This window comes from Ruegeria sp. CDSA021 (assembly GCF_059612325.1).
Window position 1 is genome coordinate 26,089 of the sequence record NZ_JBXWQJ010000023.1, and the last position, 22,774, is coordinate 48,862.

Consider the following 22,774-nt stretch of genomic DNA (forward strand, 5'->3'; position numbering starts at 1 on the left):
CTGCAGATGCCAGTGAGCGGCGGTGTTACTCGACCTTGGCGAGTTCGTCGTTCATGGCTGCAACGGCTGCGGCCGCATCGATTTCACCATCGATGTACTGACGCACAACACGGTTGATCGCCTGAGAGTTGATCATTTTCGACGCCAGCGCCAACTGACCTTCAGCCACACCCCAGCGTTGCGCCACGTCCAGACCGCCAACGATCTCGTCGATCATGGCTTGTTCATACAGCTCGCCCAGCGGGGCTTTGCGGTCGACGCCCACGGGCAGTTCGGCCCAGGCTTCGGAGAACGCGGTCGGGTTGTCTGCGTTGCCGCGGCGTACCGGGAACTTACCCTCGGGCGCAATGGCCAACGTCTGAGTATAGCCGTCATCCATGGCAAACTTTACGAACTCCATGGCCGCGTCGGTGTCCGCATCATTGGTGATACCAAAATACCGCACGTCGCCCCAAGCCGCACCATCGGCGTTTGATGGGCCGGACAGTTTGGTCACGATACCGGTCTTGCTGGCCAGATCACGAGAGGTCGGATCATCATTGATCGTCGGCGGGGCACTGTCGCGCAGACCGGCCAATTCATCAAGAATGAAGGGCGACCAAATGATCATCGCCGCCTTGCCGTCGAAATACAGCTCGCGCGATTGCTTCCAGTACAGCTCTCCCGGAGGCGATGCCTCGGAGATCGCTTTGTAGAAATCCAGAACCTCGGTGGTCTTGGCTTCGTCCAGCGGCTGGAACCCATCGGGCCCGACCGGCGAGACGCCGTTTGCCAGGAACACATGCTCCAGCACCTGGCTCATGAAGTTCTCATCAACCTTGGTGGCTGAGACAAAACCATACATTTCAGGCGGGTTGTGCAACGCCTCAAGTGCCGCCTGAATGTCCGCGAAACTGTCGGGCGCTTCCAGACCGGCTTCGTCAAAAAGATCCTTCCGGTAGACAACCATTTGCGTCCAGCCGTCCACCGGGACCGAGGCGGTTTCATCATTGAACGCAGCCATACCCAGTGCGCCCGGGGCGAAGGTGTCAGTTCCCAGTTCTTCGATCACTTCAGTCGCGGCTTCGGTGTCCAGAATTCCCGCTTCAGCCCATGGCAAGGCGTACTGCAACGGGTGATAGACCACATCGGGCAAGTCGCCTGCGGCAAAAGCTGCGGTTGCGCGGGTGCCCAGATCGGTTTCGGTCACCGGGATCACCTCGACCGTAGTGCCTGTTTCCGCTTTGAACTGGTCCGCCATTTCCTGCTGCTTTGCAAGCCGTTCAGGTTGCTCTTCAGTTGTCCAGAAACGAATTGTATCTGCCTGAGCGGACACCGCCGCCAAAGCCAGCGCCAGCGATGTGCTCAGCATCAGTCGAGATGCCTTTGGTGTAAGTTTCATGGTCGGTCTCCTCCCCGATTTCCATTTTTTATTTGAGTAACTTTGTGCGCCAACTCCTCGGGTGTCAGGCGCGGTGGTCCATCAGATTTCCGCTCTACAAGCTCGGCTTGGCCGAGTTCGCGTAGACCTTCAGGTGCTTCGCCACGGGTCTGCCGTATGAGCATTTCAGCAAGGCGTTCGCCGGCCCGCTTTGAGTCCACACTGAATGTCGTCAGCCCCGGGCTGACATATTGGCATTCGGGTATGCCGTCATATCCAAGGATCGAAACATCCTGACCGATTTGCAGGCCAAATTCTGCGCAAACAGAATAAGAACCCAAGGCGGCCAGATCAGTCGCAAAGACGATTCCGGTTGGCGGGTGGTCAAGCTCAAGCAGCGCCCGCGCTTGGGTTGCCCCCTCATCTCGACTACGGGCGCCTTCGCGGATCAGTTCAGGGTCAACTGGCATTCCAGCGGCCTTTATACCCTCAAGATACCCCTCGCGGCGGAGGTGGCTGTAATTGAATTTCGGATCGCTGCCAACAAAGCCTATGCGACTATGGCCAAACGCACACAAGCGGGTGACAGCACTACAGATTGCCGCTTCGCCTGAGATATCAAACCATGATGTATCGCTATCAGGGTCGGTCTGCCCATATCCGGTTCGACCATAGAGTATGAATGGAACATTCGACGCCCGCAGGTACTCGATACGGGCGTCTTCGACTTCCGTCCTTGGCAAGATGAACCCATCAGCCTTGCGCTCTTCCACCAGGCGCCCCAGAACGTTCAGCATGTCTTTTTCGGACTTGGCCGTTGAGATTGTCATCGTCCAATCGAATGCGCTGGCGGCTTCACAAGCGCCTGCCAGAAAATCCTGAAGAAATGGATTGTGCCTGTCTGGTTCTCCGCTGTTTACGACCATTGCGATAGCACGCACCTTTCCTGTGCGGATCGCCTGCGCGTGGCTGAGCGGGCGATAGCCCATCTTCCGAGCAGTAGCTTCAACCCTTTTTCTCGTGGATTCAGAGATATCCGAATAACCGTTTAAAGCGCGCGACACGGTGCTTTTCGAAAGACCGAGATGATCAGCCAGTTCGTCCAGTTTCACCCGTCCAGATGCGGAGAGGCGACGGAACGTTGGTTGATGCTTTGGTGGACTGGGATTCGTTATCATCTGACTATTTGTTCGTTCCGAAACCGGTTTCGGCAATGGAAAACTAAAAAATCAACTTTCCGGTTGGAACTCTCTGGCCTCCTGGAGAAACTCGCCTTTCAGGAGCCCGGCACAAACACACCGCATCTTTGACCAAAAGTACGCTTTTTGTGCAAAGCTGCCGTTACTAGCAAATAGTATTGCATGGGCGCGAACGGCAGCTCTATGGCCGACTTTTACACTTTGCGGTTCGACAGAATGGTACAATAGCGAACGGCGGCAGGTCCTCTTCCCCACCACTTTCCTTTCGTGGGCCAGCGGGATTTGGACAAGCCAAACGCCCCAGGCCGTCAGGGTGAGGGCGCTGCCTTCCCCCTCGGGCAACCCTGTTAGACAGGGCCGTATCCTCGGATACGCCTACGGGCCGCACCACCCCTGTCGAATAGTATTGCCTCGCCCCTTCCCGCGTTCGCCACGTGGCAGATTGGCAGGATAAGGCTGCTTCGCTGTCTGATATGCAAATCAACCCTGATTATCCAAAAGGGAAGTCAGATCAAACGAAACTGTCTGAGGGAGTATGAAATGGTCTCGTTAGGTCAGTTAATGACACAAAGGTCAAATTCAACTGATGTCCAACGTTGGGGGCGCCTTCTGATGTCGAACGTTCTTCACATTTCTGGCCCAACTGTCACGATTGGGTCAGGTTCGTGTGACGTTCAACATTTACTGTGGAACGTCACAGATCTTGGACTTAATCAACGGCCAAAACCTCAATAAATCAGTTTAACACGTCATTCAATTCTGGCCCAAACGTCAAGTATTTCTGACCCAGATCAACCAACGGCCTCTCACCGATTCTGCTGCTCATGTCGAAACCTAAACTTGAACCAATCCACAATATAGTTTTGTAATGTACCGGCCGCCTTTTCGGCTAAAACGCTACCCGATCGCCGCCCTTCAAATCCAGAATTTCTCTGGCTTCGTCGGGCGAGGCAACCTGACTGCCCAGATCTTCTACGATGCGACGAATTTTAGACACCTGCTGCGCATTGCTTTCTGCCAGATTTCCACGAGAAATGAATAAGCTGTCCTCCAGTCCAACACGAATATTGCCACCCATTTGGCTTGCCGTCGTGGCAAGCGACATCTGTGCTCCTCCCGCTCCCAATACCGACCATCGGTAGTCGTCACCGAAAAGCCGATCAGCCGTGCGTTTCATGAAGATCAGGTTGTCTACTTCAGGTCCGATACCACCTAGGATACCAAAGATGAATTGAATAAATATGGGCGCTTTGAATAGCCCGATATCCATACAAAACTTTAGGTTGTACAAATGGCCGACATCATAGCATTCGTGTTCGAATTTGATGTCATGCGGCGCCAGGGTCTCTGCAGCTTCACGAATGTCCCGGAATGTATTGCGAAAGATGTTTTGATCGGAGTTCGCGACATAGTCCTTTTCCCAATCAAATTTCCAATCGTCATCGCCATACCTGTTAGCCAATGGGTGAAACGAGAAATTCATTGAACCCATATTCATTGAGCACATTTCGGGGCTGAAGGTCTTGGCTGGGGTGATCCGATCCTGAATGGACAATGTCAGTGATCCACCGGTTGATAGATTCACAACTGCGTCGGTGGCTTGTTTGATGCGCGGCAGGAAAGGCGAGAAATCACTCGGGTCGACTGATGGCGATCCGTTCTCGGGGTTTCGCGCGTGCAGGTGCAGGATCGACGCACCGGCCTCGGCCGCTTCAACCGCCTGTTGTGCGATGTCGTCATAAGTGTAGGGCAGCGCATTCGACATTGTCGGCGTGTGGATTGCACCAGTTACGGCACAGGTGATTATGGTCTTTTTCTGTCGGGCCATGGGTTCAGTTTTCCTTGGATTGTCCGATGTGCTTCACGCGGTAGCCCAGCGGAAAAAGTTGTAGGTCATAGCGGCTGCGGACGAGACCCCAGATGCCTTTCGGTGCCCTGAGCATGACGACGATCGCAACCACGCCGAGAACGATCAGGTAAGTTGTACCCAGGTCGGCCAACGTTTCGCGCAAGGCAAAGAAGACCAGCGTGCCTATGATCGGGCCTTCGATGGTGCCGATACCGCCGATCACCACGATGAAGATGACAAAGGCAGTCCAATCATTGACGCTGAATGCCGCGTCCGGCGAGATGCGCAGCTTTTGCAGAAAGATGAGCGCACCTATCATTGCCGTGAATGCCGACGTTACGACATAAACGATGAACTTTGTGCGCCAGATATCGATTCCCAAACTTCCGGCTGCCAGTTCGTTGTCGCGAATTGCCGTCAACGCCAACCCTTGCCGCGAGCGTAGGAAGAGATACACGGCTGTGACCACCAGCACAGCGGCCCCAAGCGCCAGCCAATAACTCAACGCCTCTCGCATCGCACGACCGGACGCCAGTGATTTCACAATGGCAACGGGCAGCGAAGACCCTGATCCTCCGCCAAGCGCAGTGATTTGTGCGAAGCTCAATCGAAAGACTTCAGCGATGACCCAGGTACCTATCGCGAAATAAGCGCCGCGGAGCCGGAAGATCAGAACAGCGACAGGGATCGAGATCAAAGCCCCCAGCACTCCTGCAGCTGCAATGGCGGCCAATGGATGCAGCCCGCCCAACATCGTAAGCGCGAAGAGCATGTAACCGCCAAAGCCGACATAGGCCTGCTGGCCAACTGACACGAGACCGGCGTATCCCGCCATAAGGTTCCATAGCGTGGCAAGGGACAGATAGAGGAACAGTTCACCCATCAGGCGCATGTCGGCGCGACCCGCCCACCAAGGCGCAGCGATCAGAGCAAGCAGCGCAATGGCAGCGAGGATCGCAGCAACCCGGGCTGCATTTGATGATCGAGATACAGAATAGTCCTGTAGGTTCATCCGGAGATCCTCGGGAAGAGACCGTTCGGGCGAACGGCAAGAATGACAAGAAATGCGATATGGCCAGCAAGTACCTGCCAACCCGGATCGATCTTGGCGCCGATGGTTTGAGCGACGCCAAGAATGACGCCACCAACCAGCGTGCCCCAAAGATTTCCGAGCCCACCAATTATCACGGCCTCAAAGCCAAAGATCAGGCGACCGCCGCCAATTGAAGGGTCAAAGCTTGTCCGAATACCAAACAGGATACCGGCTATTGCCGTCACGCCCAGGGCCAGAGCCATGGCCAGGCCAAAGATGTGTCGGCGATTAAGGCCCATGAGCTGGGCGATGTCCTGATTGTCCGAAACGGCACGGAACGCGCGTCCCAGAGCGGTATGATAGAAGGTCCATTGCAGCCCCCAGATCACTGCGATGGCGATACCGAAGGTGAGAAGCGGTAAGATTCCGAGTGCCACACCGCCCACGGCAACGCTTGCTGTTTCCAGCGCACCGGCATTCAATGTTTGGGGGTCTGCGGTGTAGACCTCTAGCAACCCGTTCTGAATGATCACGCTCAGCCCAAAGGTGACAAGCAAGGGCGGAAGTATATCGTCGCCCAGTGTCTGGTTCAGCAGACCGCGTTGAAGGGCATACCCGATCGACGCCATAGCGGGAACAACGATCACTAAGGCGGCCAGCGGGTGCATCCCCGTCGCGGTCGTGACGGTCAGCCCGAGATACGCAGCCAGCACAATCAGGTCGCCATGGGCAATATTGACCAGCCGCATAACTCCAAAGATCAAGGACAGCCCCGCCGCGAACAGAGCATAAAGCCCCCCCAGCAAAGTTCCCTGCACAATCGCGTTCAGCCATTCCATTTCATTCGATCCCGAAATATGCGCGCGAGATATCCTCACGCGAAACGGTGTCAGACGCGCTTTCAAGCGAAACGCGGCCCTCTTGCAGGCAGTAGACCCGGCTCGAGACCGACAGTGCCTTGGTGATGTCTTGTTCGACGATGATCGCGCTCATGCCCTCGCCTATGATGCCGGGCAGCGCCTCGTAGATGTCTTTGATAATTATCGGCGCTAGTCCTAGGCTGATTTCATCAAAGAGGATCAGGTCGGGGTTCGCCATCAGTGCGCGCCCGATGGCAACCATCTGCTGTTGACCACCTGACAGCGACGTAGAGGCCTGATCTTTCCGCTCTTCAAGAATCGGAAACAGATCATAGACGGCTTGCATATCCCAAGGGCCTGTGCGGCCAACTTGGGCACCGATCATCAGGTTTTCTTTGACTGACAAGGAAGGGAACAATTGACGACCCTCTGGCACCATCGCCAGGCCAAGTTCCGCAACCTCGTCCGCGCGTAGACGGCTGATATCCTGACCCCGGTAGTGGATCTGCCCCGGCCCGTTCGTCAGCAATCCGGTGATAGACCGCATCAGGGTCGTCTTGCCTGCACCATTTGCACCAATGATGGCAAGGACTTCGCCCTCGCCCACGTCCAGTTCGACATCGTAGAGCGCTTGAAAGTCGCCGTAGTGGGAGTTCAGGCCGCGTGTCTGCAGAATTGGATCAGGCATCGGCTTCGATCCCCAGGTAGATTTCTTTGACTTCGGCGCTTTCCATGATTGCCTGTGGCTCGCCCTCGGCGATCTTCTTTCCGAAGTCGATAACGATCAGGCGGTCCACAACGGCCAGCAGGGCGTGCACGACATGTTCGATCCAGATGATGGTGACGCCGGACGTGTGGATGTCCTTGATGGTTTGAACCAGAGATTTGCACTCGGCTTCCGTCAGGCCACCGGCGATTTCGTCCAACAACAGCAATCTGGGCTTGGCACATAGCGCGCGCGTTAGTTCCAAACGTTTTCGTTCCAGCAATGTCAGGCTACCTGCAAGTACGTTTGCCTTTGGCAGCAGTTCCGTTTGGTCCAGAATTTCCAGGCAAAATCGTTCAGCTTGGTGCCCATGCAGTCCAGCCGACTGTGTTGCAGCTATCATTGCGTTTTCGAAAACAGTCATTCCCGAAAACGGCTGCGGAACCTGAAACGAACGTGCAATCCCTGCATGGCTGCGTTTTGCCGCGCTCCACTTGGTGACGTTCTGCCCATCAAACTCGATACGTCCAGAGTTTGGTTTCAGCGTCCCTGTGATCAGGTTGAACATCGACGTTTTACCGGCGCCATTGGGGCCAATCACCCCCAGCGCCTCACCTTGTTGGACCTGATAGCTCAGCGTATCGGCGACCGTGACTGCGCCAAATGCCTTCCTCAGATCTTGGAGTTTCAGGATCGTTGTCATGCTTCTCTCGGATGGAAGGTTCGGCGCCGTGATCGGCACCGAATGTCTGGTCAGCCCAGCAATTTCATGTCTGCCGTTATCGGAACTTCGGGCGCGGTGCTGTTTGCAACAATCTGCAATTCGTACGCGTCTCCGGACTTCTGCCATTGACCGCCAACCAGCGGTGTTTTGGTGACGTTATTCATCGGTCCATCACCCCAGTTCACCGGCCCGACGATTGTGTTCAGGTTCGTGGACGTGATCGCCGAAATGATCGAAGACGGGTCTTCCAGATCATCAGCTCTTTTGATGACATCAGCGACGACCTCGAACAGAGCATGTTTGAAACCAAGCGGTTGGGTCCACGGACGACCTGACTCTGCCGTATACCCTTCTGCCAGTTCCTTCGAAGTGGTGCCTGTCAGCGAAGACGAGAATGGATGGTGCGGAGACCACCAGACCTCGGTCGACAATCCATCGCCGCGGTCACCCAACGATTCAATAACGGACGGAAACAGTAGCGCCTTACCAATTGTGACGACCTTCGGATTGAACCCTTGCTGGGCCGCCTGGCTCCAGAATGTCGCGAAATCTGGTGGGATCATGTTGCCGGTGACAATTTCACAACCAGCTGCTTTGAACGCTGCGATCTGGTTTGAGAAGTCGTCGGACAACGGCTGATAGCGGCCGGGATCCGTGAGTGTATAACCGGCGGCTGCCAGAGGCTTGGGCAGACCCAGCTCCTGATCACCCCAAGCGTTGCCGTCCGCATCGTTGGGGAAAAGACCGCCCACAGTCTTGGTCACGCCAGTCTTGTCCCACATGTCGAGGAACGCTGCGATCACATCCTCAAGACCCCAGAAAAAATGATACGTGTTTTCAAATCCCTCCCCTGGAACACCGTTGCGCCCAAAGAAGTATGGCTGCCAGGGGCAGTCGGTGGTGATGCAGGGAACTTCATTGATCTCGGCCTGATCAGCAACGGGGTTCACCGTGTCCGGCGTGGATGCCGCCACGATGATATCGACCTCATCGCCCAGGATCAGATCGGCGGCGACCTCTGCTGCGCGGTTCGGGTTGGACTGGCTGTCTTTTGAGATGATCTCGACATTCCAGGTTTTGCCGTTGTTGTCCAAGCCCGACGAAAAGACCTGTTGGATGGCTTGCAGCACATATTCATCGGCCTCGGCAAAACCGGCCAGTGGTCCGGTGCGCGGGCTGACATTGCCGATCCGAAGCGTCGGGTTTGCAGCATAGGCGCGCGTCGCCCGAAGGATGGCCGGAGCGGCAATCGCCGCCGTTGCCCCAGCTATGAAACTGCGCCTTGTGGCCGTTTTGAAAGTCCTTGTCATTGCGTCCTCCCTTCACCGGCCTCCCGCCAGTGTTTGATTGATCCTACAAAGTCTTCTCGAGATTTTTCAGATGGTTCGCGACGCGCTGGCGAACTTGGTCTGCCTCGCCCTCGGCCCATTTCCTGAACCCTTCGCCGGATTTCATGCCCAGCTTGCCCGCATCAACAAGCGACTTGAGATAGGATGAAGGTCCCCTCTGCGCCTCAAGATCGTGCAGCACATTTTCGTGGATATCGAGCGTCAGGTCAGTGCCAACAAGGTCAGCGTTCTCCAGCGGCCCGAGCACCGCTAGTCGGCGTCCAAAGCTGGATTTGACTACCGTATCGACTGCTTCCGCATCGCAGATACCGTTTTCGACCAGGCTGACAGCTTCGCGCCACAAGGCGTGCTGAAGACGATTGCCAATAAAGCCGGGCACATCCTTTTCGACCATCACCGGTGTTTTACCAGCGTCCTTCAACAGATCGATCATCGTCTGTGCTATCACAGGGTCCGTCCACTCGGTCTTGATGACTTCGACCAGCGGGATCATGTGCGGTGGGTTCCACCAATGCGTTCCGAGTGCCCGGTTTTTTAGCCGTAATCCAGACATGATTTGAGTGATCGGCATGACGGATGTATTGGACGCGAGAATGCACGTCTGTGGGGCATGCTTTTCGATCTCAGCAAAAATCGTACGCTTGAGATTCAGTTTTTCCGGCGCGGCTTCGAACACGGCGTCAGCATTTCGAACCGCACCTTCCGTTGTCGCAAATATCTCAATCATCTTGAGGGTTTTAGTGATTGTAACCTCGTCATCCCCCATCGCCGCCATACTGGCGCGAATGCGCTCAGACACTGTATCCCGAGCTTCTCTTATGGGGTCCGTGATAGCGACGTATTGGCCTGCTCTTGCCAAAGTCAGGGCAATGCCATGGCCCATCAGGCCTGCACCAATCACCGCCATCTGCTGCTTCTTGCGCGCCATCATTTAACCCGCCGTATATCCACCGTCGGCATGAAGGATATGCCCGGTGTAAAAATCAGATGCCCGCGACGCGAGAAACAGGAGCGGACCGGCAAGGTCTTCAGGCTCGCCCAGCCGACCCTTCGGGACACGGGTAAGGAAACCATCACGCACCGCTTTGGCCTCGTCGGTGTCCTCAAACATCCAAGCCGTCAGCGGCGAACGGAAGACCGTGGGTGCGATGGCGTTGACGGTTATTCCCGTCGGCCCCAACTCACAGCCCAAGGCTTTGGTTATCCCATTTACTGCGGCCTTTGACGCGCAATACGCCGTGTAACCGGCCGGATGGCCAAGGATACTGCGAGCTGAACTGACAAAGATGATCTTGCCGTATTCGCTGGCTTTCATCTGTGCCGCTGCTGCGCGGGCCAACAACCAGCTTTGGTTTACATTGGCATCCATTACCGCGTCAAAAGTTTCGGGTGCCATTTCGTTGATCGGCGCAACCTTGTTCATACCCGACGCGACAACGAGAATGTCCAGCTTTCCAAAGTTGTTGACGGCTTCGTCTACCAAAGCATCACATGATGCTTCGTCAGCAGGACGGGTATTTACGGTGACGACGGTTGCACCAATCGCCTGGCATTCATTAGCAATCTCATCAAGCGCATCTTGATTGCCCGCAGCCAGAACCAGGTCGCAACCTGCCCCGGCCAGAACACGCGCAGCCACCATCCCGAAAGCGCCCGAGGCTCCTGTGATCAGCGCGACGTTTCCCTTAACGTCAAACATCTTGAGTGGATTAGACATTCTTATAGTCCTCAGCTTTCTGGCGGATACGGAATGACCACGAGCATTTTGCAGATGTGGTTTGCGCGGTTTTCAATTTTTCGCACTTCGCCCGGTGCGATCGTGCAGCTGTCCATGGGGCCAAGAGTAGTTTCGGCGCCGCCAACGATGACGGTCATCTCGCCTTCTAAAACCACGTAGACCTTCTCGAACGGCGTAGAGTCCGGCCCCGCCCCGCCCCCAGGCAGGAACTGGCTGAAGCCGATCCACTGATTTTTTGGCCCGCCCTCCTCGAACCCCTGCAATCGAAGCCCGTGACATCCAAAGTGGTTCGGTGCTTCGTAGGGCCGGGCATCTTGAAACCGCTTTAGATGCATGTTCGTCTCCGCTCAGGAAAATAGAATTGGCGGTCGCCAGCGAACCAGCGATCGGTCCGCGAGTGTTCAGAATTCTTCGCCAGCCTCGATGCGGTAAGACTGGTTCTTGTCGATCATCGCGACCAGGCGGATGATGCAGCCATCACCACGGTCCCAGTTCCATGGGAAAAACGCGAAGGTGCACCGCTTACCGGTAACCGCATCAAGATCGCCGCCGACATTTTCGATGCCGAGTATACCTCTTGAGAACAGCATGTTATGCACCGGCTCCCATTCTGGGAAATCAACCTCCCATGGGGTTCCGCCCGACCATTCAAGGTACTCTTTCTCAAGGTGCGGCAGGATCGGACCGTTGCGTTGTGGACCAATGGCCGTTGCCAGCGGGTGATCATTTGCCTGGGTGTCATGCCCAACAACTTTCACGCCTTTTTCGATCATCCACTCAGCGGCTGAAGGAACAAGACCCGGGCAGTAGGCGAAGTAGTCACCATCTTCGTACTGCTTGTGCCAACCTGTGTTAATGATCAGAACATCGCCTTTTCGGATCGCGTGCCCGCAGGCCTTTTCCAGATCATCTCCTGTGATTTGCTCCCACTTCTTTTTGGGAACCGAGACGACCAGTCCCGAACCGAAGAAATGCGGCAGCGGCACCTCGTCGATGAACGGCGTTCCCTGAACTACGTGCGCTGGTGCATCGATATGCGTTGTCACGTGCATGGTCGTGGTAATAGTCTGCGACAAGACGCCCGACTTGGCCATGTAGTGTTTCCGGTCGATCTGAACGTCTTTGAAATAGGGCCAATTCGGACACTGAAACCCGTATCTGTGGCTAAGGTTGTAGAACTCCAACCCCATGTCATTTTCGGTGTTGCCCTGGAACTCGATGCCGCGGATTTCAACCATTGGGCATATCTCCTCTGTTCGCCGACGAAGCGGCGTTGGTCGATTTGAATTGTTTGGGTGGCCTCCCCACCTGTCCCGTATAATGATGCACACGCACCACAATGCGGTCAACAATAAACTCACATTACGGTTGACTTGCACCGCATTGCGATACATTGTGCTTGAATAACCAATACCGGCATGCGGTGGCAGAAAGAAGTGTGAGGGCAGCTTAAGTGTCTGATAAAAATGAAAAAGGTGGAATTCAAGTTATTTCACGAGCGGCTTCGATTCTGCGTGTTCTGAAGGAAAGCCAATCTGGAATGAGCTTGGGGAAAATCGCCGACCGCGTTGATCTGCCCCGCTCTACGGTACAGAGAATCACAAGCGCCCTTGCAGAAGAAAAATTGGTTATTGCCGACGCGAATGGAAGCGGATTGCGGCTAGGCCCTGAACTGAGCGTCCTCGCAGGCGCAGCCAACTACAATATTGTAGAACACTGCCGGCTTCTATTAACGGAACTGACCCAGAAGACCGGAGAAACAACAGACCTCGCAGTCATGCGTGGCATCGGTATGGTTTTTCTGGATCAGGTTCCCGGCGTGTACCGTTTGACAACCGTCTCGCAAGTGGGGGAAGTTTTTCCGTTGACCACCACGGCGAATGGAAAAGCGTGTCTTGCCCAACTCAGTAAAGAGGATGCGATCAAGCTAATTCGAAACGAATGGAACCGGAATGGTATCCAGAGGAACTTAGATGAGTTCTTGTCCGAGCTGGCTGTTATCCGAGAACAGGGTCTAGCTTATGATTTGGACGAACATTCCGCTGGCGTGTCGGCAATAGGTTTTTCCTTCGTCGATTGGGTTGGAGATTTGCACGCAATCTCCATTCCGGTACCAACGACCCGGTTTTCAAGACAAAAAGCAACAATTGAACAAGCGCTGCGTGAGACAGCCGCCAATATCCATCAAACTTTTCAGTGACCTGAAAAGCGAGATCTGGGTTCAACGAAGCCGTGCACCCCAGCTGGCTTAAACGTTCACGATGATCGGAATAGCCTCAGGAGTAGTTTTTCTTAGTGAGATGAAGCACAGATCCCAAGACCTCAAACGGTCGCCAAGGCTGCCAGCCAGTTAGCCCATTCCCAAGCCGTTAACACAAGAGCTGTATTAAGGCACCTTGGACAGTGTCGCCAAAAATGCGACCAAGTCTGCTATCTCGCGCTCAGACAAATTCAACGCCGAGAGAATGGCTTCACCGTCGGCGTGCAACCTTTCTGCATCAATTTCGCTGTAATGCCTGATCACCGCATCCAAGTCGATCAGGCTGCCGTCATGCATGTAAGGCGCGGTTTCGGCCACGCCCCGCAGGCTTGGCGTACGAAAAGTCCCAAAATCGGAGTGGCTCCTGCGTACACTGCGAACCGCCCATGCACCTTGCCTATCCGGATCATCGCTCCAGTCGCCGTCTAATGTGTATGCGCTTGAAAGTAAGAAGTTCAATCCACCGAACCGCCCTTCGTCGACTTCGGTTTCGTTCAGAAAATATGGAACGCCGGCATCGTGGAATTCATTGTTAGAAAATCTCGGACCGTTGTGGCAAAGCACACAATTTCCGCGTCCCAAAAAGAGCTGAAGACCTCGCTGGGCAGCTGCCGGATAGTTCGCAGCCGCCGCTACATCTCGGCGTTCCAATGCATCCCTGAAATCGTCAAATTGTGTCCGCTCGGTCCCCAACGTTTCCAGGTAAGCCGATATAGTTTTGGCAGTATTCACCAACACCAATTCTGGTTCTTGAACCTGGATACTGCCAAAAATAGTTTCATAATCATCGACATATGAACTCTCAGAAATGGCCGTTTTTAGGCTTTCTTTACTATGCGCCAACTCCTGTTCTTCGATGATCGGATGCAAGCTGGCTGCCCAAAGGTTGTCGCTCTTGCCGCCCCATCCGTACCAGCGGAGACCAGTAAGGTTTCGAAGTGATGGTGTGTTTCGATCTAACAGGACGCGGCCAAGCGCCCGTGCCTCGGAAGTCGCAAATGCCTGTTCAGGATCATGACAACTCGCGCAAGAAAATGCGCCATCGACTGACAATACCGGATCGTTGAACAAGGCCGCGCCGAGCGTAATCGCTCTTGAATCACGTGAAACCCTGTTGCTTGGGTCCGATTGAACAATCGGAGGCCACGGTCCGAAGGGCAGCGTTTTTTGAATTTCGTCTTCAGATAAAAGGACTTCGGCGCGCACCGCACCCGTCAGGACTATTAACGCAGCTGTCACCCACAGCTTCATTTTAGCGCAATTTCAGACGTATATGATACCGATCGCCCGCTGAAATCGACGTTCACCTGCAGCTCCCACAAGCCCGGCATGTGGAATAGCATATCATCCACACGGAACAGTCTGTCGATTATTGCAGTGACCTTTGGAGCGTAGTTCAACCCGTGTTGGTGAGCGGGCATGATCGCGTCGACGCGCACCACACTGACGGCAGTTTCACCGCAAATTGTAACCAAAATGGAAAACGGTTGGGCTAAGGGAATTGTAGTGGCAGCCACATGCACCGCGGGTGCGTTTTGTGTTTCCGATCCCATGCGTTGTCCCTCTGCTTCACAAGCAACAGCCGCGCCGGATGATGCCAAAAACACTAAAATCCAGCGGATCATTCTGACGCCAGTAGACGCTCTGCGTTGGCAAAAGCGATGTTGTCAGCGATCTGATCCGGAAGCAAATCCAGCCATTCACGCGAAAAGTCCGCATGAGGGCCTACGTAGTACCAACGCTCCGGTGCAAACGTATCTGTACCAACCATGAAACGATCGGGGTGCGCTTCGAACGCTGCCTTCCAATCTGGGTCGACGCGGCCTCGCGAAACCATATCCGAACGAAAGGCCAGATCGGCCCATAGCCTGGGATAGGCGTCTAAGGCATCGACCACACTGGCCGGGTCGTCAAAGCCAGAATGGGCCCACAATACCCGTGCCTCAGGCCAGGTTTCGAAGATCAAATCAACTGCCTCGCGATCGCCGTGGTGGTGAAGAATTAGGTTCTGTTCTTTTGCCATCGCAATCATGCGCTGGATAACTGGCGTTTTGATATCGTCCCCATAGGCATGAAATTCGCCGATGGCTTCGTAGTCGTTCTTGGCCAGGTTTGCTTGCAGATAGTCGATGACCGTTTCATCGTGCATCCAGGTGTTGATTTCACCGCGACGACGATAAGGGCGAAGCGCTGGAACAACGATGTCCGGCGCAGCGGCCAACAGCAGTTGCGTACCATTGTCGTCCGAACTGGAAACGAGCGCTTTCCGAACGCCCGCGTCCCGGAGAATTTTGGCCACTTGTTCGGGTGGCACCAGTTTTACGGCATCATGGCTGTAGTGGATATGTGCATCGAAGATCGGTCGCTCTTCTGCGAATGCCGTACCGCAGAACAGCGCTGCACCTAAAAGGAAAGTGTGTTTCAGCACCTTAAGCATCCTCAACAGAATTCAGACTCTGGCAAGCTTCACATCGAAGTTCACGTACAAGAAAGGTTCGGTAATCTTACCAGAAAGTTCCATGTTATCGGGAAATTCTGAAGCTGGTCGTTCAACATACGTCATCACCAGGTCATCCCGAACGCCAAACACTGTATCCTGATCCAGGTATGGATCGTCGTCCGGAAAGATCTCGGTCACCAAAGATCTGTGGCCGGGTGCCTTGACGATATAATGCAGGTGCGACGGTCGCCAGGGATGACGACCGCAGGCGCGCAGGATGCCCCCAACAGGTCCATCCGACGGCACCGTGTATTCAACTGGTTTGACGGTTGTGAAGGCGTATTTACCATCCTCACCGGTGGTCATCAGACCATGAAAAGAATAGGTGTCCTGTTCTTCATCCTGACTCGCGTACATTCCGTTTGGCGCAGTTTGCCAGATGTCGAGTTCAGCGCCAGCAATCGGATTACCCTCGGTATCCCGGATAACGCCTTCTGCAAGCAGAACCGGCCCTCCGTAATGACGCTTCATATCGCCTCCAATTGGCAGTGGGGGCGCGCCAGAGACGTGAAAAGGCCCAAGAACAGATGAGCTTGTTGCGTCCGGACTTGAATGCAGCATGTCCACCAGCGATGACAGGCCCATTACGTCCGAGGCCAGCACGAATTCATGCCTGTCCTCGGTTTCCACAGCAGCACAACCTTCTAGGAATGCAATTCCCGTGCGCCATTCGTCATGCGTCAGGTTGGTTTCTCGGGCGAAATCGTGGAGATGCCTGACCAGAGACCCCATGATTTCACGCATCCGCGGATCGGTGTCCTTCGACAGGTACCCCATGAACACGTCGGTGATGTTGTCTTTGGTGACAGAGCGCATCTTGGTCTCCTTAAATCAGGGCAAGGCTGAGGATCGGGAACTCGATCAGAATGAACAGAACGATCAGCATCACAAAGGCGAAGGGAAGCGCGCCCATAAACACGTCCTTCAGCGAGATGCGGTCATCGTTTATCGTGGATTTGATAACAAAGCAGGATATGCCCAGCGGCGGGGTCAAAAGTCCGATTTCGGCTCCGACTACGGTGATGATCCCAAACCAGATCAGCGACATATCCAGCGCTTCGGCCATAGGCAGGAACAACGGGACAACGATCAGAATGATCGATGCCGTGTCGAGCAATGTTCCGAGAAACAGCATCAACAGCACATAAAGCAGCATGATCGACCAGAAGGATGCGGAATTCCCTGCAAGCATATCCTGCAATTGGTTAGGCAACCCGGCCAGTCCCAACATGCGGCTGTAGATTGACGCCGCTGTGATCAGGAACAGGATCGCCGCTGTGATATGACCGGTTTCCAGCAACGCGTCCCAGAACGCTTTTGGGGACATGGACCTGCGTAGGACAGCGATGATCAAAGCGACAAATGCCCCGGCTGCTCCTGCCTCGACCGCAGTAAGCCAGCCGGTGTAGATCCCGCCAAGAACGATAGTAATGATGCACAGAGTTGGTAGCGTTTTGGACGCAATCTCGCGCCCGGACATCCATTCGGTATCTGCCACGATGCGGCCACCGACGAACGCCGGTGTGAATCGGCCCATGGCCCAGATCGCGCCAACATAGGCGATCGCCAACATGATCCCCGGAATAACCCCGGCAAGGAACATGTCCCCTACGGATTGTTCAGCAACAAAGGAGTAGATGATCAGCATCGCGGAAGGCGGGATAATCATGCCCAGCACTGATGACCCGGCCACCACGCCAACAGCAAAACGTGGGTTGTAATCCTGCGCCATCATCTGCGGCACCGAGACTTTGGTGAACACCGATGCTGACGCAATTGATGATCCGGTAACTGCGGCAAAGACGGCGTTGGCCCCGACCGTGGCCATTCCAATCCCGCCTTTGACCTTGCGAAACCGCATGGTCATGACTTCGTAGATGTCCTTGCCTAACCCGGCCTTTGAAACGATGAGGCCCATAAACGTAAACAGCGGGATAGTCGCGAAACTGTATTCCATCGCGCTATCGCCGACCGCCACTTTCAACAGGTTGAGCGCAAGGGTGAAATTGTCCCGCATCAGCCAGATCGACACAAACGAGACGACACCCAGAGCAATGGGAATGTAGACGCCTGCGTAGATCAAAAAGACGATGGCAACGACCGAGATCAGGCCAATCTCAATCGGCGTCATTCTGAGGCCTCGTCATGTTCAGGGGTGCGAATAAGTTGCGGGCGGTCCTGCGCCGTGACGACCTTGAGCAGGAAGATCACGCAGGCAAGCGCAGTACCGCACGCGATGACCAGTTTGACCGGCCACCAGGGCAATGTGAAAAGACCCGGCACTCCGAAATAGTCCTGCGTCTCCCACATGTGCAGGAATTCGGGAAAGGTCACATAAGCAATCAGGGCCATGAAGATCGCTGAAATCGCGTTGATGATACGCCTCAGGTTGGCCGTCAAGCCGGGGCGTCGGTGGTGCAGCAGGTTCAAAAACCCGTCCGAACGTGTCAGCCGGTCCACCCTGACCACGTCTGCCAACTGCAGAAAGACGATCATCACGACCGAGAACTGCACCATCTCATAAGTGCCTCGCAGTGGGGCCGAAAACAGGCCACGTGCAATGACGTCGACATTCAGAACAACCACCAACGCAAGAACGACGAGCGTACCCAAAGCATTGGCGGCGATTGCGAGTGAATTGGCGACCCGCGACAGGCCAGCAACTGCGGTCTTCAGCATGAAAGGCCCCTTTCCCGGATCGCCGGACGGTTATTCGGCCGTCCAGTCACGCACTCCGGTGAAACCGGCGTCCTGAAGCTTGCCAAGATAGGCGGCCAATATCGCGTCGCCTTGTTCGCCGTTCTCATTCAGCGTGGCCGCCCATTCCTGAGCAACATTCGGCATGGCGTTTGCCCAGGCGGCGCGGTCTTCGTCCGAAACTTCGACAATCGTCCCACCAGCTTCGGTATATGCTTCTCTTGAGGCCGCTGCGCGGTCCATAGCGATACCAGCCACGTGATCCCGGTAGTCGATGGCGACGGCCTTCAGAACGTCTTTGACTTCATCTGGCAACTTTGCCCAATAGTCAGAATTCACGGTGATCGTCTTGGAGTTCACGGCACCCAAGTCAGCTTTGAGCATGTAAGGAGCCACTTCGGCGATTTTGAAGGTCTTGGCGGCTTCGGGCCAGAGCATCGCACAATCAACCAGACCAGTTTGGACCATATTGTAAAAGTCCGTCAGCCCACCACGAACGCCAGCTGCGTCTTTGATACCCTCAAGATAACGCAGGTTGAGTCCTGCACCAGCAATCTTGCGCCCTTCCAGGTCCGAGACGGCAGCAACCGGTTTTGAGCAAAAGATCTGATAGGTGTCCAGAACAACACCCGTTGCCAGATAGACCTGGTTCTGCGCAGCGAACTCATTTTGCATCGCCGGATATTCTCGTGCGATTTCGTCCACGGCCTTGGCCACGGCGCGCGCGTCCGTTGCAACGAATGGCGTCGAACCCGAAATACCCTGGCTGGGCAACTTCGAGGAATGGAAGATCGTTGTGACGATGCCTATGTCGCCAAGGCCCAGCTGGATCCCTTCCAGAACGCCTTTCGGCTTTACGATTGAACCGCCATAATTCTCTTGCCAGTTCATTTTATAGCTGCCGGACTCGGCCAGCCGTTTGTCCACTTCCGGAATGAAGAAATTGGAGAATTCTTTCACCCACAACGCGCGGTCGGGGTAACCGTCTATTACAACAGCGGAAATGGTCTCTTCTGCGGCAAGAGGCAAGGCCATGACGCCTGTCAGAGCAGCTCCTATAAGGCTGCGTTTGGTCCAATTTTTCATTATCTCTCCTCCCAGAAAGTCGGGTCTTTTTTTTAGTGGTTAATTTTGACCCAGTTGACGGTCAGGTCAGTGCCTGCCGCTTCAAACAGTTTTGCAATGGCGCAATATTTGGCTGTTTCTTCGCCCACGCGTGTCAGTTCCTCCTGACTGGCGGGCGTCTCACAATTCACGGTGAGCTCAATTTCGGGAAACGGAACATTGATCTCCTCCTCCATCAAGACACCGCGCCGATCCAGTCTGCATTTCGCGTCGATTGTCACCGTACCAAGATCAATACCCAACCGGTGCGCGTTCTTGTGCCCGATGACGTTGGTACAGGCGATCAGGGCCGCCATTGCGGTTTCGGTCGGAGACGGGCCAAGATTTGTTCCGCCCCGTTCGACGGGTTCGTCGACAACCACATCCAGATCGCGAATTGGGATCTCAGTGCGCGCATGTGTCGGGCATTGAGCTGTCGTGCGGTAAGTCACGACAGGTTTCACTTTCATGGCCACGGCATCACCTCCTTATGCATAAGAGCAAACTTTTTCGAACGGAAAGCGCGGCAGCTTTTGGAACAGTCCAGTTTCGTCCGCGTAGCCCAGATTGCAAAGAAAGTTGGACTTGAGTGTCGTACCCGCAAAGAACTCTTCGTCGACGATCTTGTTCGAGAAGCCTGACATGGCACCCACGTCCAACCCGACGGCCCGCGCCGCGATCATGAAGTACGCGCCCTGCAGCGTGCCGTTTCGGTATGCAGTATCGGCCACATAGTTGGGGTTGTTCTCGAACAGAGGGCGGCGATCTTCATGCGGGAAAAGAAAGGGCAGTTCTTTCCAGAAGTCCAAGTCATAGGCAATGATCGCCGTTACCGGAGCGTCCATCATCTTTGGCACGTTCTTTGGCTTTAGCGACTTGGCAAGCCGCTCTTTGCCCTCGGCGCTTTTCACGAAAATAAAGCGCGCTGGAAGGGTGTTCATGCTGGTCGCGCCGTTGATCGTGATGTCATAGATTTCTTCAAGCAGTTCGTCAGGGACTGGCTGATCGGTCCATGCGTAGTGCGATCTGGAGTCGCGCAGGATCAAAGCGATTGCGTCATCCGACAGGCGTGGAATGCGCTCGCGCAGATCGCGATGATCTTGCTGCGCCTTGGCACGAAGTGCCTCCAGCTTTGCCCCGGTTGGTGCGCTCATGCTGCTGCCACCTTTGAGTTGGCCTCTTTTTCGTCGATGATCGGGCTGGCGCAGATACCGATGCCTTCAATCTCGATCTCGACGGTTTCGCCGGGCTTCAACCAACGGGGATTGGGCTTTTTGGCGTGGCCGACCCCCGGGGGTGTGCCCAGCGCAATCAGGTCTCCGGGCTCCAAAGTGGTGTATTCGGAAATCGTCGCAATGACCTGACGAACGCCCCAAATCATGTTGGCCGTGTTCGAGCTTTGAAGAATTTCATCGCCCACACGGCTTTCGATCTTCAGACCAGATGCCCCTTCGGGCAATTCGTCCGGCGTTACGGTGAAAGGGCCGATGGCGCCTGTGTCATCAAAGTTTTTGCCTGGCGTCCATTGAACGGTTTTGCGCTGATAGTCCCGTAGTGATCCATCGTTGAACACCGTGTAGCCAAAGACATAGTCCAACGCGTCTTCTTCCGAGATGTGGCGACCTCGTTTTCCGACAATCAGCATAAGCTCGGCTTCATAGTCGAGTTTCTCAGAACAGGCAGGCCGCACCATTGGCTGTCCTGCCGCCATGATCGAGTTTTTCCCACGCATGAACAGCGTCGGATACTCGGGGATGTCATATCCGCCTTCCTTGATGTGGTCCGTATAGTTCAACCCCATGCAAATGATTGTGCCGGGCGCGGCCACGGGCAAGGCCGGTGTGATAGACGACAGAGGCACGCTGTCTGCAGCGGCGATTTTGTCAGCCAGCGAGTCGGTCAGCTCAGGCATGGCTATCAAACCCATCAGATCGGAACCAACGGCAGGATCCAAAACCGTTAAATTCACAGCGTTTTCACCGTTCACAGCAAAAACCGCAGTGCCTTCCGAAGTCTCTCCCACCAGGTATTTCATTTTCACCATCCATGTCAGTTCGCTTGATTTTTGCCGACTATTTTGCCATATGTCAAATAATATCGATATTTTGGAGCATAGCCATGGTTGCTTGGGCAGACTACAAATCAGAAGCGAAAAGCCGTGGCGCACTTGCCTTGGAGCTATACGTTGCGCACAGCACGCCCGCCAAAGCACCGGAAGATGTTAAGTCAGCGCTTCAGGATCATTTGGCGTATCAGGCTCAACTGGAACGATCGGGGAAGTTGGCCTTTGCCGGGCCAATGTCGGATGAGACTGGTAAACATATGCAAGGGATGGGCCTGATCATCTATCGCGCTGACAGCCTTGAGGCTGCCCGCAAGCTGGCCGAGAACGATCCCATGCACAAGTGCGGGGCGCGCAGCTTTGTCCTTCGCCGCTGGATGATAAACGAAGGTTCGCTGAACCTTTCAGTTGGCCTATCGACTGGAACGAGTGCTCTCAGTTAAGAGCACCCATAATTAGCGAATTCTAAGAGGAACGGTCGGACATGGACGCCATGCTGGATACCGAGGGCAAAGAGACATCAGCCACTCACGGTGCATATCGAAGGCTGCGCGATATGATCCTGACGGGCGAATTGCCTCCCGGACAAAAACTCAAGATTGAACAGCTCCGCGGGCTTTTGGACACTGGCGCCAGTCCGGTTCGCGAAGCGCTGAGTCTATTGACATCAGACATGTTGGTTGAACGGATTGACCAACGCGGGTTTAGGGCTGCGCCAGTGAGCAAGTGTAACTTCGAGGAAATCCTGCTGCTGCGATGCAACCTCGAGGAAACCGCGCTGCGCGCCTCCATCGCCAACGCGGATGCCGCATGGGAGGATAGATTTGTATTGCGTCACCACCACATGAAAAAGGCCAGCCAGAATGGGGCGCACGACTTTGAAGACACTCACAAAGCGTTTCATATGGCTTTGCTGGACAACTCGAAACTGCCGTTGCTGTTACGGTATTGTTCGCAGCTTTACGACTTGAACATTCGCTACCGCTATCTGGCGGCCGGCGGCTCGAGTTACAAAAAACGGGATATCACCGCCGAGCATCAGCAGATTTTGGACGCTGCCTTAGATCACGACGCAGACAGCGCAACCCGGCACTTGATCGATCATTACCGTCGAACAGGTGAGTACCTGAGTAGCCAGATGGAGACCTGAAATGCAGCGCAATACAATCGGAAAGGTCCAAGAGAGCGTGCCATGCGAACGGCATGCGCGCAGGGAATTGGCACCAGCGGCTTCCTAAGGTCAGGACTCATAGCCAGTAAATGACGAGAGCGGCCAGCGCGATTGCTGATAGGAAGACCTTCGTGCATCTGTCATATCGGGTTGCGACACGCC

At 54.9% G+C, this 22,774-nt stretch carries 25 protein-coding genes and 1 pseudogene; 3 read left to right on the forward strand and 23 right to left on the reverse strand.

Annotated elements, in window-relative coordinates; genetic code table 11:
* Positions 1-25 precede the first annotated feature (25 nt).
* The 12 genes from AC2FLD_RS20675 to AC2FLD_RS20730 form a co-directional block, all read right to left on the reverse strand.
* The gene (locus tag AC2FLD_RS20675; RefSeq protein ID WP_496673540.1) at positions 26-1,381 is read right to left on the reverse strand and encodes an ABC transporter substrate-binding protein; all 1,356 of its coding nucleotides are present in this window, start codon (positions 1,379-1,381) and stop codon (positions 26-28) included.
* Positions 1,378-2,472 (reverse strand): LacI family DNA-binding transcriptional regulator, encoded by a 1,095-nt coding sequence (locus AC2FLD_RS20680; RefSeq protein WP_496673543.1) that lies wholly within the window; start codon positions 2,470-2,472, stop codon positions 1,378-1,380. Before AC2FLD_RS20680 ends, AC2FLD_RS20675 begins: the two co-directional genes overlap by 4 nt.
* A 976-nt stretch (positions 2,473-3,448) precedes the next feature.
* Positions 3,449-4,387 (reverse strand): 3,5-dioxohexanoate:acetyl-CoA acetone transferase, encoded by a 939-nt coding sequence (gene kce / locus AC2FLD_RS20685; protein ID WP_496673546.1) that lies wholly within the window; start codon positions 4,385-4,387, stop codon positions 3,449-3,451.
* Positions 4,388-4,391: 4 nt separating this feature from the next.
* Entirely contained in the window at positions 4,392-5,420 is a 1,029-nt protein-coding gene (locus tag AC2FLD_RS20690; protein WP_496673549.1) for a branched-chain amino acid ABC transporter permease, read from the reverse strand.
* On the reverse strand, positions 5,417-6,280 hold the full coding sequence (locus tag AC2FLD_RS20695; RefSeq protein WP_496673552.1) for a branched-chain amino acid ABC transporter permease: 864 nt from the start codon (positions 6,278-6,280) through the stop codon (positions 5,417-5,419). The genes AC2FLD_RS20690 and AC2FLD_RS20695 overlap by 4 nt, the downstream gene beginning before the upstream one ends.
* 1 nt (position 6,281) lies before the next feature.
* On the reverse strand, positions 6,282-6,989 hold the full coding sequence (locus AC2FLD_RS20700) for an ABC transporter ATP-binding protein (protein WP_496673555.1): 708 nt from the start codon (positions 6,987-6,989) through the stop codon (positions 6,282-6,284).
* Positions 6,982-7,710 (reverse strand): ABC transporter ATP-binding protein, encoded by a 729-nt coding sequence (locus AC2FLD_RS20705; RefSeq protein ID WP_496673558.1) that lies wholly within the window; start codon positions 7,708-7,710, stop codon positions 6,982-6,984. The genes AC2FLD_RS20700 and AC2FLD_RS20705 overlap by 8 nt, the downstream gene beginning before the upstream one ends.
* Positions 7,711-7,760: 50 nt before the next feature.
* Entirely contained in the window at positions 7,761-9,041 is a 1,281-nt protein-coding gene (locus AC2FLD_RS20710; protein ID WP_496673561.1) for an ABC transporter substrate-binding protein, read from the reverse strand.
* A 43-nt stretch (positions 9,042-9,084) separates the two neighbouring features.
* Positions 9,085-10,011 carry a 3-hydroxyacyl-CoA dehydrogenase family protein gene (locus tag AC2FLD_RS20715; RefSeq protein ID WP_496673564.1) on the reverse strand — a complete coding sequence of 309 codons (927 nt, stop codon included), beginning with the start codon at positions 10,009-10,011 and terminating at the stop codon, positions 9,085-9,087.
* Positions 10,012-10,797, reverse strand: coding sequence for an SDR family NAD(P)-dependent oxidoreductase (locus AC2FLD_RS20720; RefSeq protein WP_496673567.1), 786 nt, complete (start codon positions 10,795-10,797; stop codon positions 10,012-10,014).
* Between the two features lie 11 nt (positions 10,798-10,808).
* Positions 10,809-11,081: a cupin domain-containing protein gene (locus tag AC2FLD_RS20725; protein WP_496673570.1), complete on the reverse strand. Its 273-nt coding sequence runs from the start codon at positions 11,079-11,081 to the stop codon at positions 10,809-10,811.
* A 138-nt stretch (positions 11,082-11,219) separates the two neighbouring features.
* Positions 11,220-12,056, reverse strand: a complete 837-nt coding sequence (locus tag AC2FLD_RS20730; protein ID WP_050605358.1) for a cyclase family protein — start codon at positions 12,054-12,056, stop codon at positions 11,220-11,222.
* Positions 12,057-12,271: 215 nt separating this feature from the next.
* On the opposite strand from AC2FLD_RS20730, the gene AC2FLD_RS20735 reads away from it, so the two are divergent.
* Positions 12,272-13,018 carry an IclR family transcriptional regulator gene (locus AC2FLD_RS20735; protein ID WP_050605359.1) on the forward strand — a complete coding sequence of 249 codons (747 nt, stop codon included), beginning with the start codon at positions 12,272-12,274 and terminating at the stop codon, positions 13,016-13,018.
* 186 nt (positions 13,019-13,204) lie between these two features.
* Here AC2FLD_RS20735 and AC2FLD_RS20740 read toward each other — a convergent pair whose 3' ends face one another.
* The 10 genes from AC2FLD_RS20740 to AC2FLD_RS20785 are packed head-to-tail and all read right to left on the reverse strand — an operon-like array spanning position 13,205 to position 21,414.
* On the reverse strand, positions 13,205-14,329 hold the full coding sequence (locus tag AC2FLD_RS20740; protein ID WP_496673573.1) for a cytochrome-c peroxidase: 1,125 nt from the start codon (positions 14,327-14,329) through the stop codon (positions 13,205-13,207).
* Positions 14,326-14,703: a hypothetical protein gene (locus AC2FLD_RS20745; RefSeq protein ID WP_496673576.1), complete on the reverse strand. Its 378-nt coding sequence runs from the start codon at positions 14,701-14,703 to the stop codon at positions 14,326-14,328. Before AC2FLD_RS20745 ends, AC2FLD_RS20740 begins: the two co-directional genes overlap by 4 nt.
* Positions 14,700-15,506: an amidohydrolase family protein gene (locus AC2FLD_RS20750; protein WP_496673579.1), complete on the reverse strand. Its 807-nt coding sequence runs from the start codon at positions 15,504-15,506 to the stop codon at positions 14,700-14,702. The genes AC2FLD_RS20745 and AC2FLD_RS20750 overlap by 4 nt, the downstream gene beginning before the upstream one ends.
* 21 nt (positions 15,507-15,527) lie before the next feature.
* Positions 15,528-16,394, reverse strand: a complete 867-nt coding sequence (locus tag AC2FLD_RS20755) for a dioxygenase family protein (protein ID WP_496673582.1) — start codon at positions 16,392-16,394, stop codon at positions 15,528-15,530.
* A gap of 10 nt (positions 16,395-16,404) precedes the next feature.
* Positions 16,405-17,709, reverse strand: coding sequence for a TRAP transporter large permease (locus AC2FLD_RS20760; RefSeq protein ID WP_496673585.1), 1,305 nt, complete (start codon positions 17,707-17,709; stop codon positions 16,405-16,407).
* Positions 17,706-18,257 carry a TRAP transporter small permease subunit gene (locus tag AC2FLD_RS20765; protein ID WP_050605364.1) on the reverse strand — a complete coding sequence of 184 codons (552 nt, stop codon included), beginning with the start codon at positions 18,255-18,257 and terminating at the stop codon, positions 17,706-17,708. Before AC2FLD_RS20765 ends, AC2FLD_RS20760 begins: the two co-directional genes overlap by 4 nt.
* A gap of 30 nt (positions 18,258-18,287) precedes the next feature.
* Complete coding sequence (locus tag AC2FLD_RS20770) at positions 18,288-19,361, reverse strand: C4-dicarboxylate TRAP transporter substrate-binding protein (protein WP_496673588.1); 1,074 nt, start codon at positions 19,359-19,361, stop codon at positions 18,288-18,290.
* Positions 19,362-19,393: 32 nt separating this feature from the next.
* Entirely contained in the window at positions 19,394-19,849 is a 456-nt protein-coding gene (locus AC2FLD_RS20775) for an OsmC family protein (RefSeq protein ID WP_496673603.1), read from the reverse strand.
* A gap of 18 nt (positions 19,850-19,867) precedes the next feature.
* Positions 19,868-20,533: a malonic semialdehyde reductase gene (locus AC2FLD_RS20780; RefSeq protein WP_496673591.1), complete on the reverse strand. Its 666-nt coding sequence runs from the start codon at positions 20,531-20,533 to the stop codon at positions 19,868-19,870.
* A complete protein-coding gene (locus AC2FLD_RS20785) occupies positions 20,530-21,414 on the reverse strand; it encodes a fumarylacetoacetate hydrolase family protein (RefSeq protein ID WP_496673594.1) in 885 nt (294 codons plus the stop codon). The genes AC2FLD_RS20780 and AC2FLD_RS20785 overlap by 4 nt, the downstream gene beginning before the upstream one ends.
* A gap of 83 nt (positions 21,415-21,497) precedes the next feature.
* On the opposite strand from AC2FLD_RS20785, the gene AC2FLD_RS20790 reads away from it, so the two are divergent.
* Positions 21,498-21,884: a YciI family protein gene (locus AC2FLD_RS20790; RefSeq protein WP_496673597.1), complete on the forward strand. Its 387-nt coding sequence runs from the start codon at positions 21,498-21,500 to the stop codon at positions 21,882-21,884.
* 41 nt (positions 21,885-21,925) lie between these two features.
* On the forward strand, positions 21,926-22,591 hold the full coding sequence (locus AC2FLD_RS20795) for a GntR family transcriptional regulator (protein WP_496673600.1): 666 nt from the start codon (positions 21,926-21,928) through the stop codon (positions 22,589-22,591).
* A gap of 97 nt (positions 22,592-22,688) precedes the next feature.
* Here the strand turns inward: AC2FLD_RS20795 and AC2FLD_RS20800 are convergent.
* Positions 22,689-22,774: pseudogene (locus tag AC2FLD_RS20800) on the reverse strand (IS5/IS1182 family transposase); the annotation flags it as partial.

Bases quoted from the DNA above. Each gene is read 5' to 3' on its own strand.
- AC2FLD_RS20675 (WP_496673540.1), bottom strand. From the start codon at position 1,381: ATGAAACTTACACCAAAGGCATCTCGACTGATGCTGAGCACATCGCTG.
- kce (WP_496673546.1), bottom strand. From the start codon at position 4,387: ATGGCCCGACAGAAAAAGACCATAATCACCTGTGCCGTAACTGGTGCA.
- AC2FLD_RS20690 (WP_496673549.1), bottom strand. From the start codon at position 5,420: ATGAACCTACAGGACTATTCTGTATCTCGATCATCAAATGCAGCCCGG.
- AC2FLD_RS20695 (WP_496673552.1), bottom strand. From the start codon at position 6,280: ATGGAATGGCTGAACGCGATTGTGCAGGGAACTTTGCTGGGGGGGCTT.
- AC2FLD_RS20700 (WP_496673555.1), bottom strand. From the start codon at position 6,989: ATGCCTGATCCAATTCTGCAGACACGCGGCCTGAACTCCCACTACGGC.
- AC2FLD_RS20705 (WP_496673558.1), bottom strand. From the start codon at position 7,710: ATGACAACGATCCTGAAACTCCAAGATCTGAGGAAGGCATTTGGCGCA.
- AC2FLD_RS20710 (WP_496673561.1), bottom strand. From the start codon at position 9,041: ATGACAAGGACTTTCAAAACGGCCACAAGGCGCAGTTTCATAGCTGGG.
- AC2FLD_RS20715 (WP_496673564.1), bottom strand. From the start codon at position 10,011: ATGATGGCGCGCAAGAAGCAGCAGATGGCGGTGATTGGTGCAGGCCTG.
- AC2FLD_RS20720 (WP_496673567.1), bottom strand. From the start codon at position 10,797: ATGTCTAATCCACTCAAGATGTTTGACGTTAAGGGAAACGTCGCGCTG.
- AC2FLD_RS20730 (WP_050605358.1), bottom strand. From the start codon at position 12,056: ATGGTTGAAATCCGCGGCATCGAGTTCCAGGGCAACACCGAAAATGAC.
- AC2FLD_RS20740 (WP_496673573.1), bottom strand. From the start codon at position 14,329: ATGAAGCTGTGGGTGACAGCTGCGTTAATAGTCCTGACGGGTGCGGTG.
- AC2FLD_RS20745 (WP_496673576.1), bottom strand. From the start codon at position 14,703: ATGATCCGCTGGATTTTAGTGTTTTTGGCATCATCCGGCGCGGCTGTT.
- AC2FLD_RS20755 (WP_496673582.1), bottom strand. From the start codon at position 16,394: ATGCGCTCTGTCACCAAAGACAACATCACCGACGTGTTCATGGGGTAC.
- AC2FLD_RS20760 (WP_496673585.1), bottom strand. From the start codon at position 17,709: ATGACGCCGATTGAGATTGGCCTGATCTCGGTCGTTGCCATCGTCTTT.
- AC2FLD_RS20765 (WP_050605364.1), bottom strand. From the start codon at position 18,257: ATGCTGAAGACCGCAGTTGCTGGCCTGTCGCGGGTCGCCAATTCACTC.
- AC2FLD_RS20770 (WP_496673588.1), bottom strand. From the start codon at position 19,361: ATGAAAAATTGGACCAAACGCAGCCTTATAGGAGCTGCTCTGACAGGC.
- AC2FLD_RS20775 (WP_496673603.1), bottom strand. From the start codon at position 19,849: ATGAAAGTGAAACCTGTCGTGACTTACCGCACGACAGCTCAATGCCCG.
- AC2FLD_RS20780 (WP_496673591.1), bottom strand. From the start codon at position 20,533: ATGAGCGCACCAACCGGGGCAAAGCTGGAGGCACTTCGTGCCAAGGCG.
- AC2FLD_RS20785 (WP_496673594.1), bottom strand. From the start codon at position 21,414: ATGAAATACCTGGTGGGAGAGACTTCGGAAGGCACTGCGGTTTTTGCT.
- AC2FLD_RS20790 (WP_496673597.1), top strand. From the start codon at position 21,498: ATGGTTGCTTGGGCAGACTACAAATCAGAAGCGAAAAGCCGTGGCGCA.
- AC2FLD_RS20795 (WP_496673600.1), top strand. From the start codon at position 21,926: ATGGACGCCATGCTGGATACCGAGGGCAAAGAGACATCAGCCACTCAC.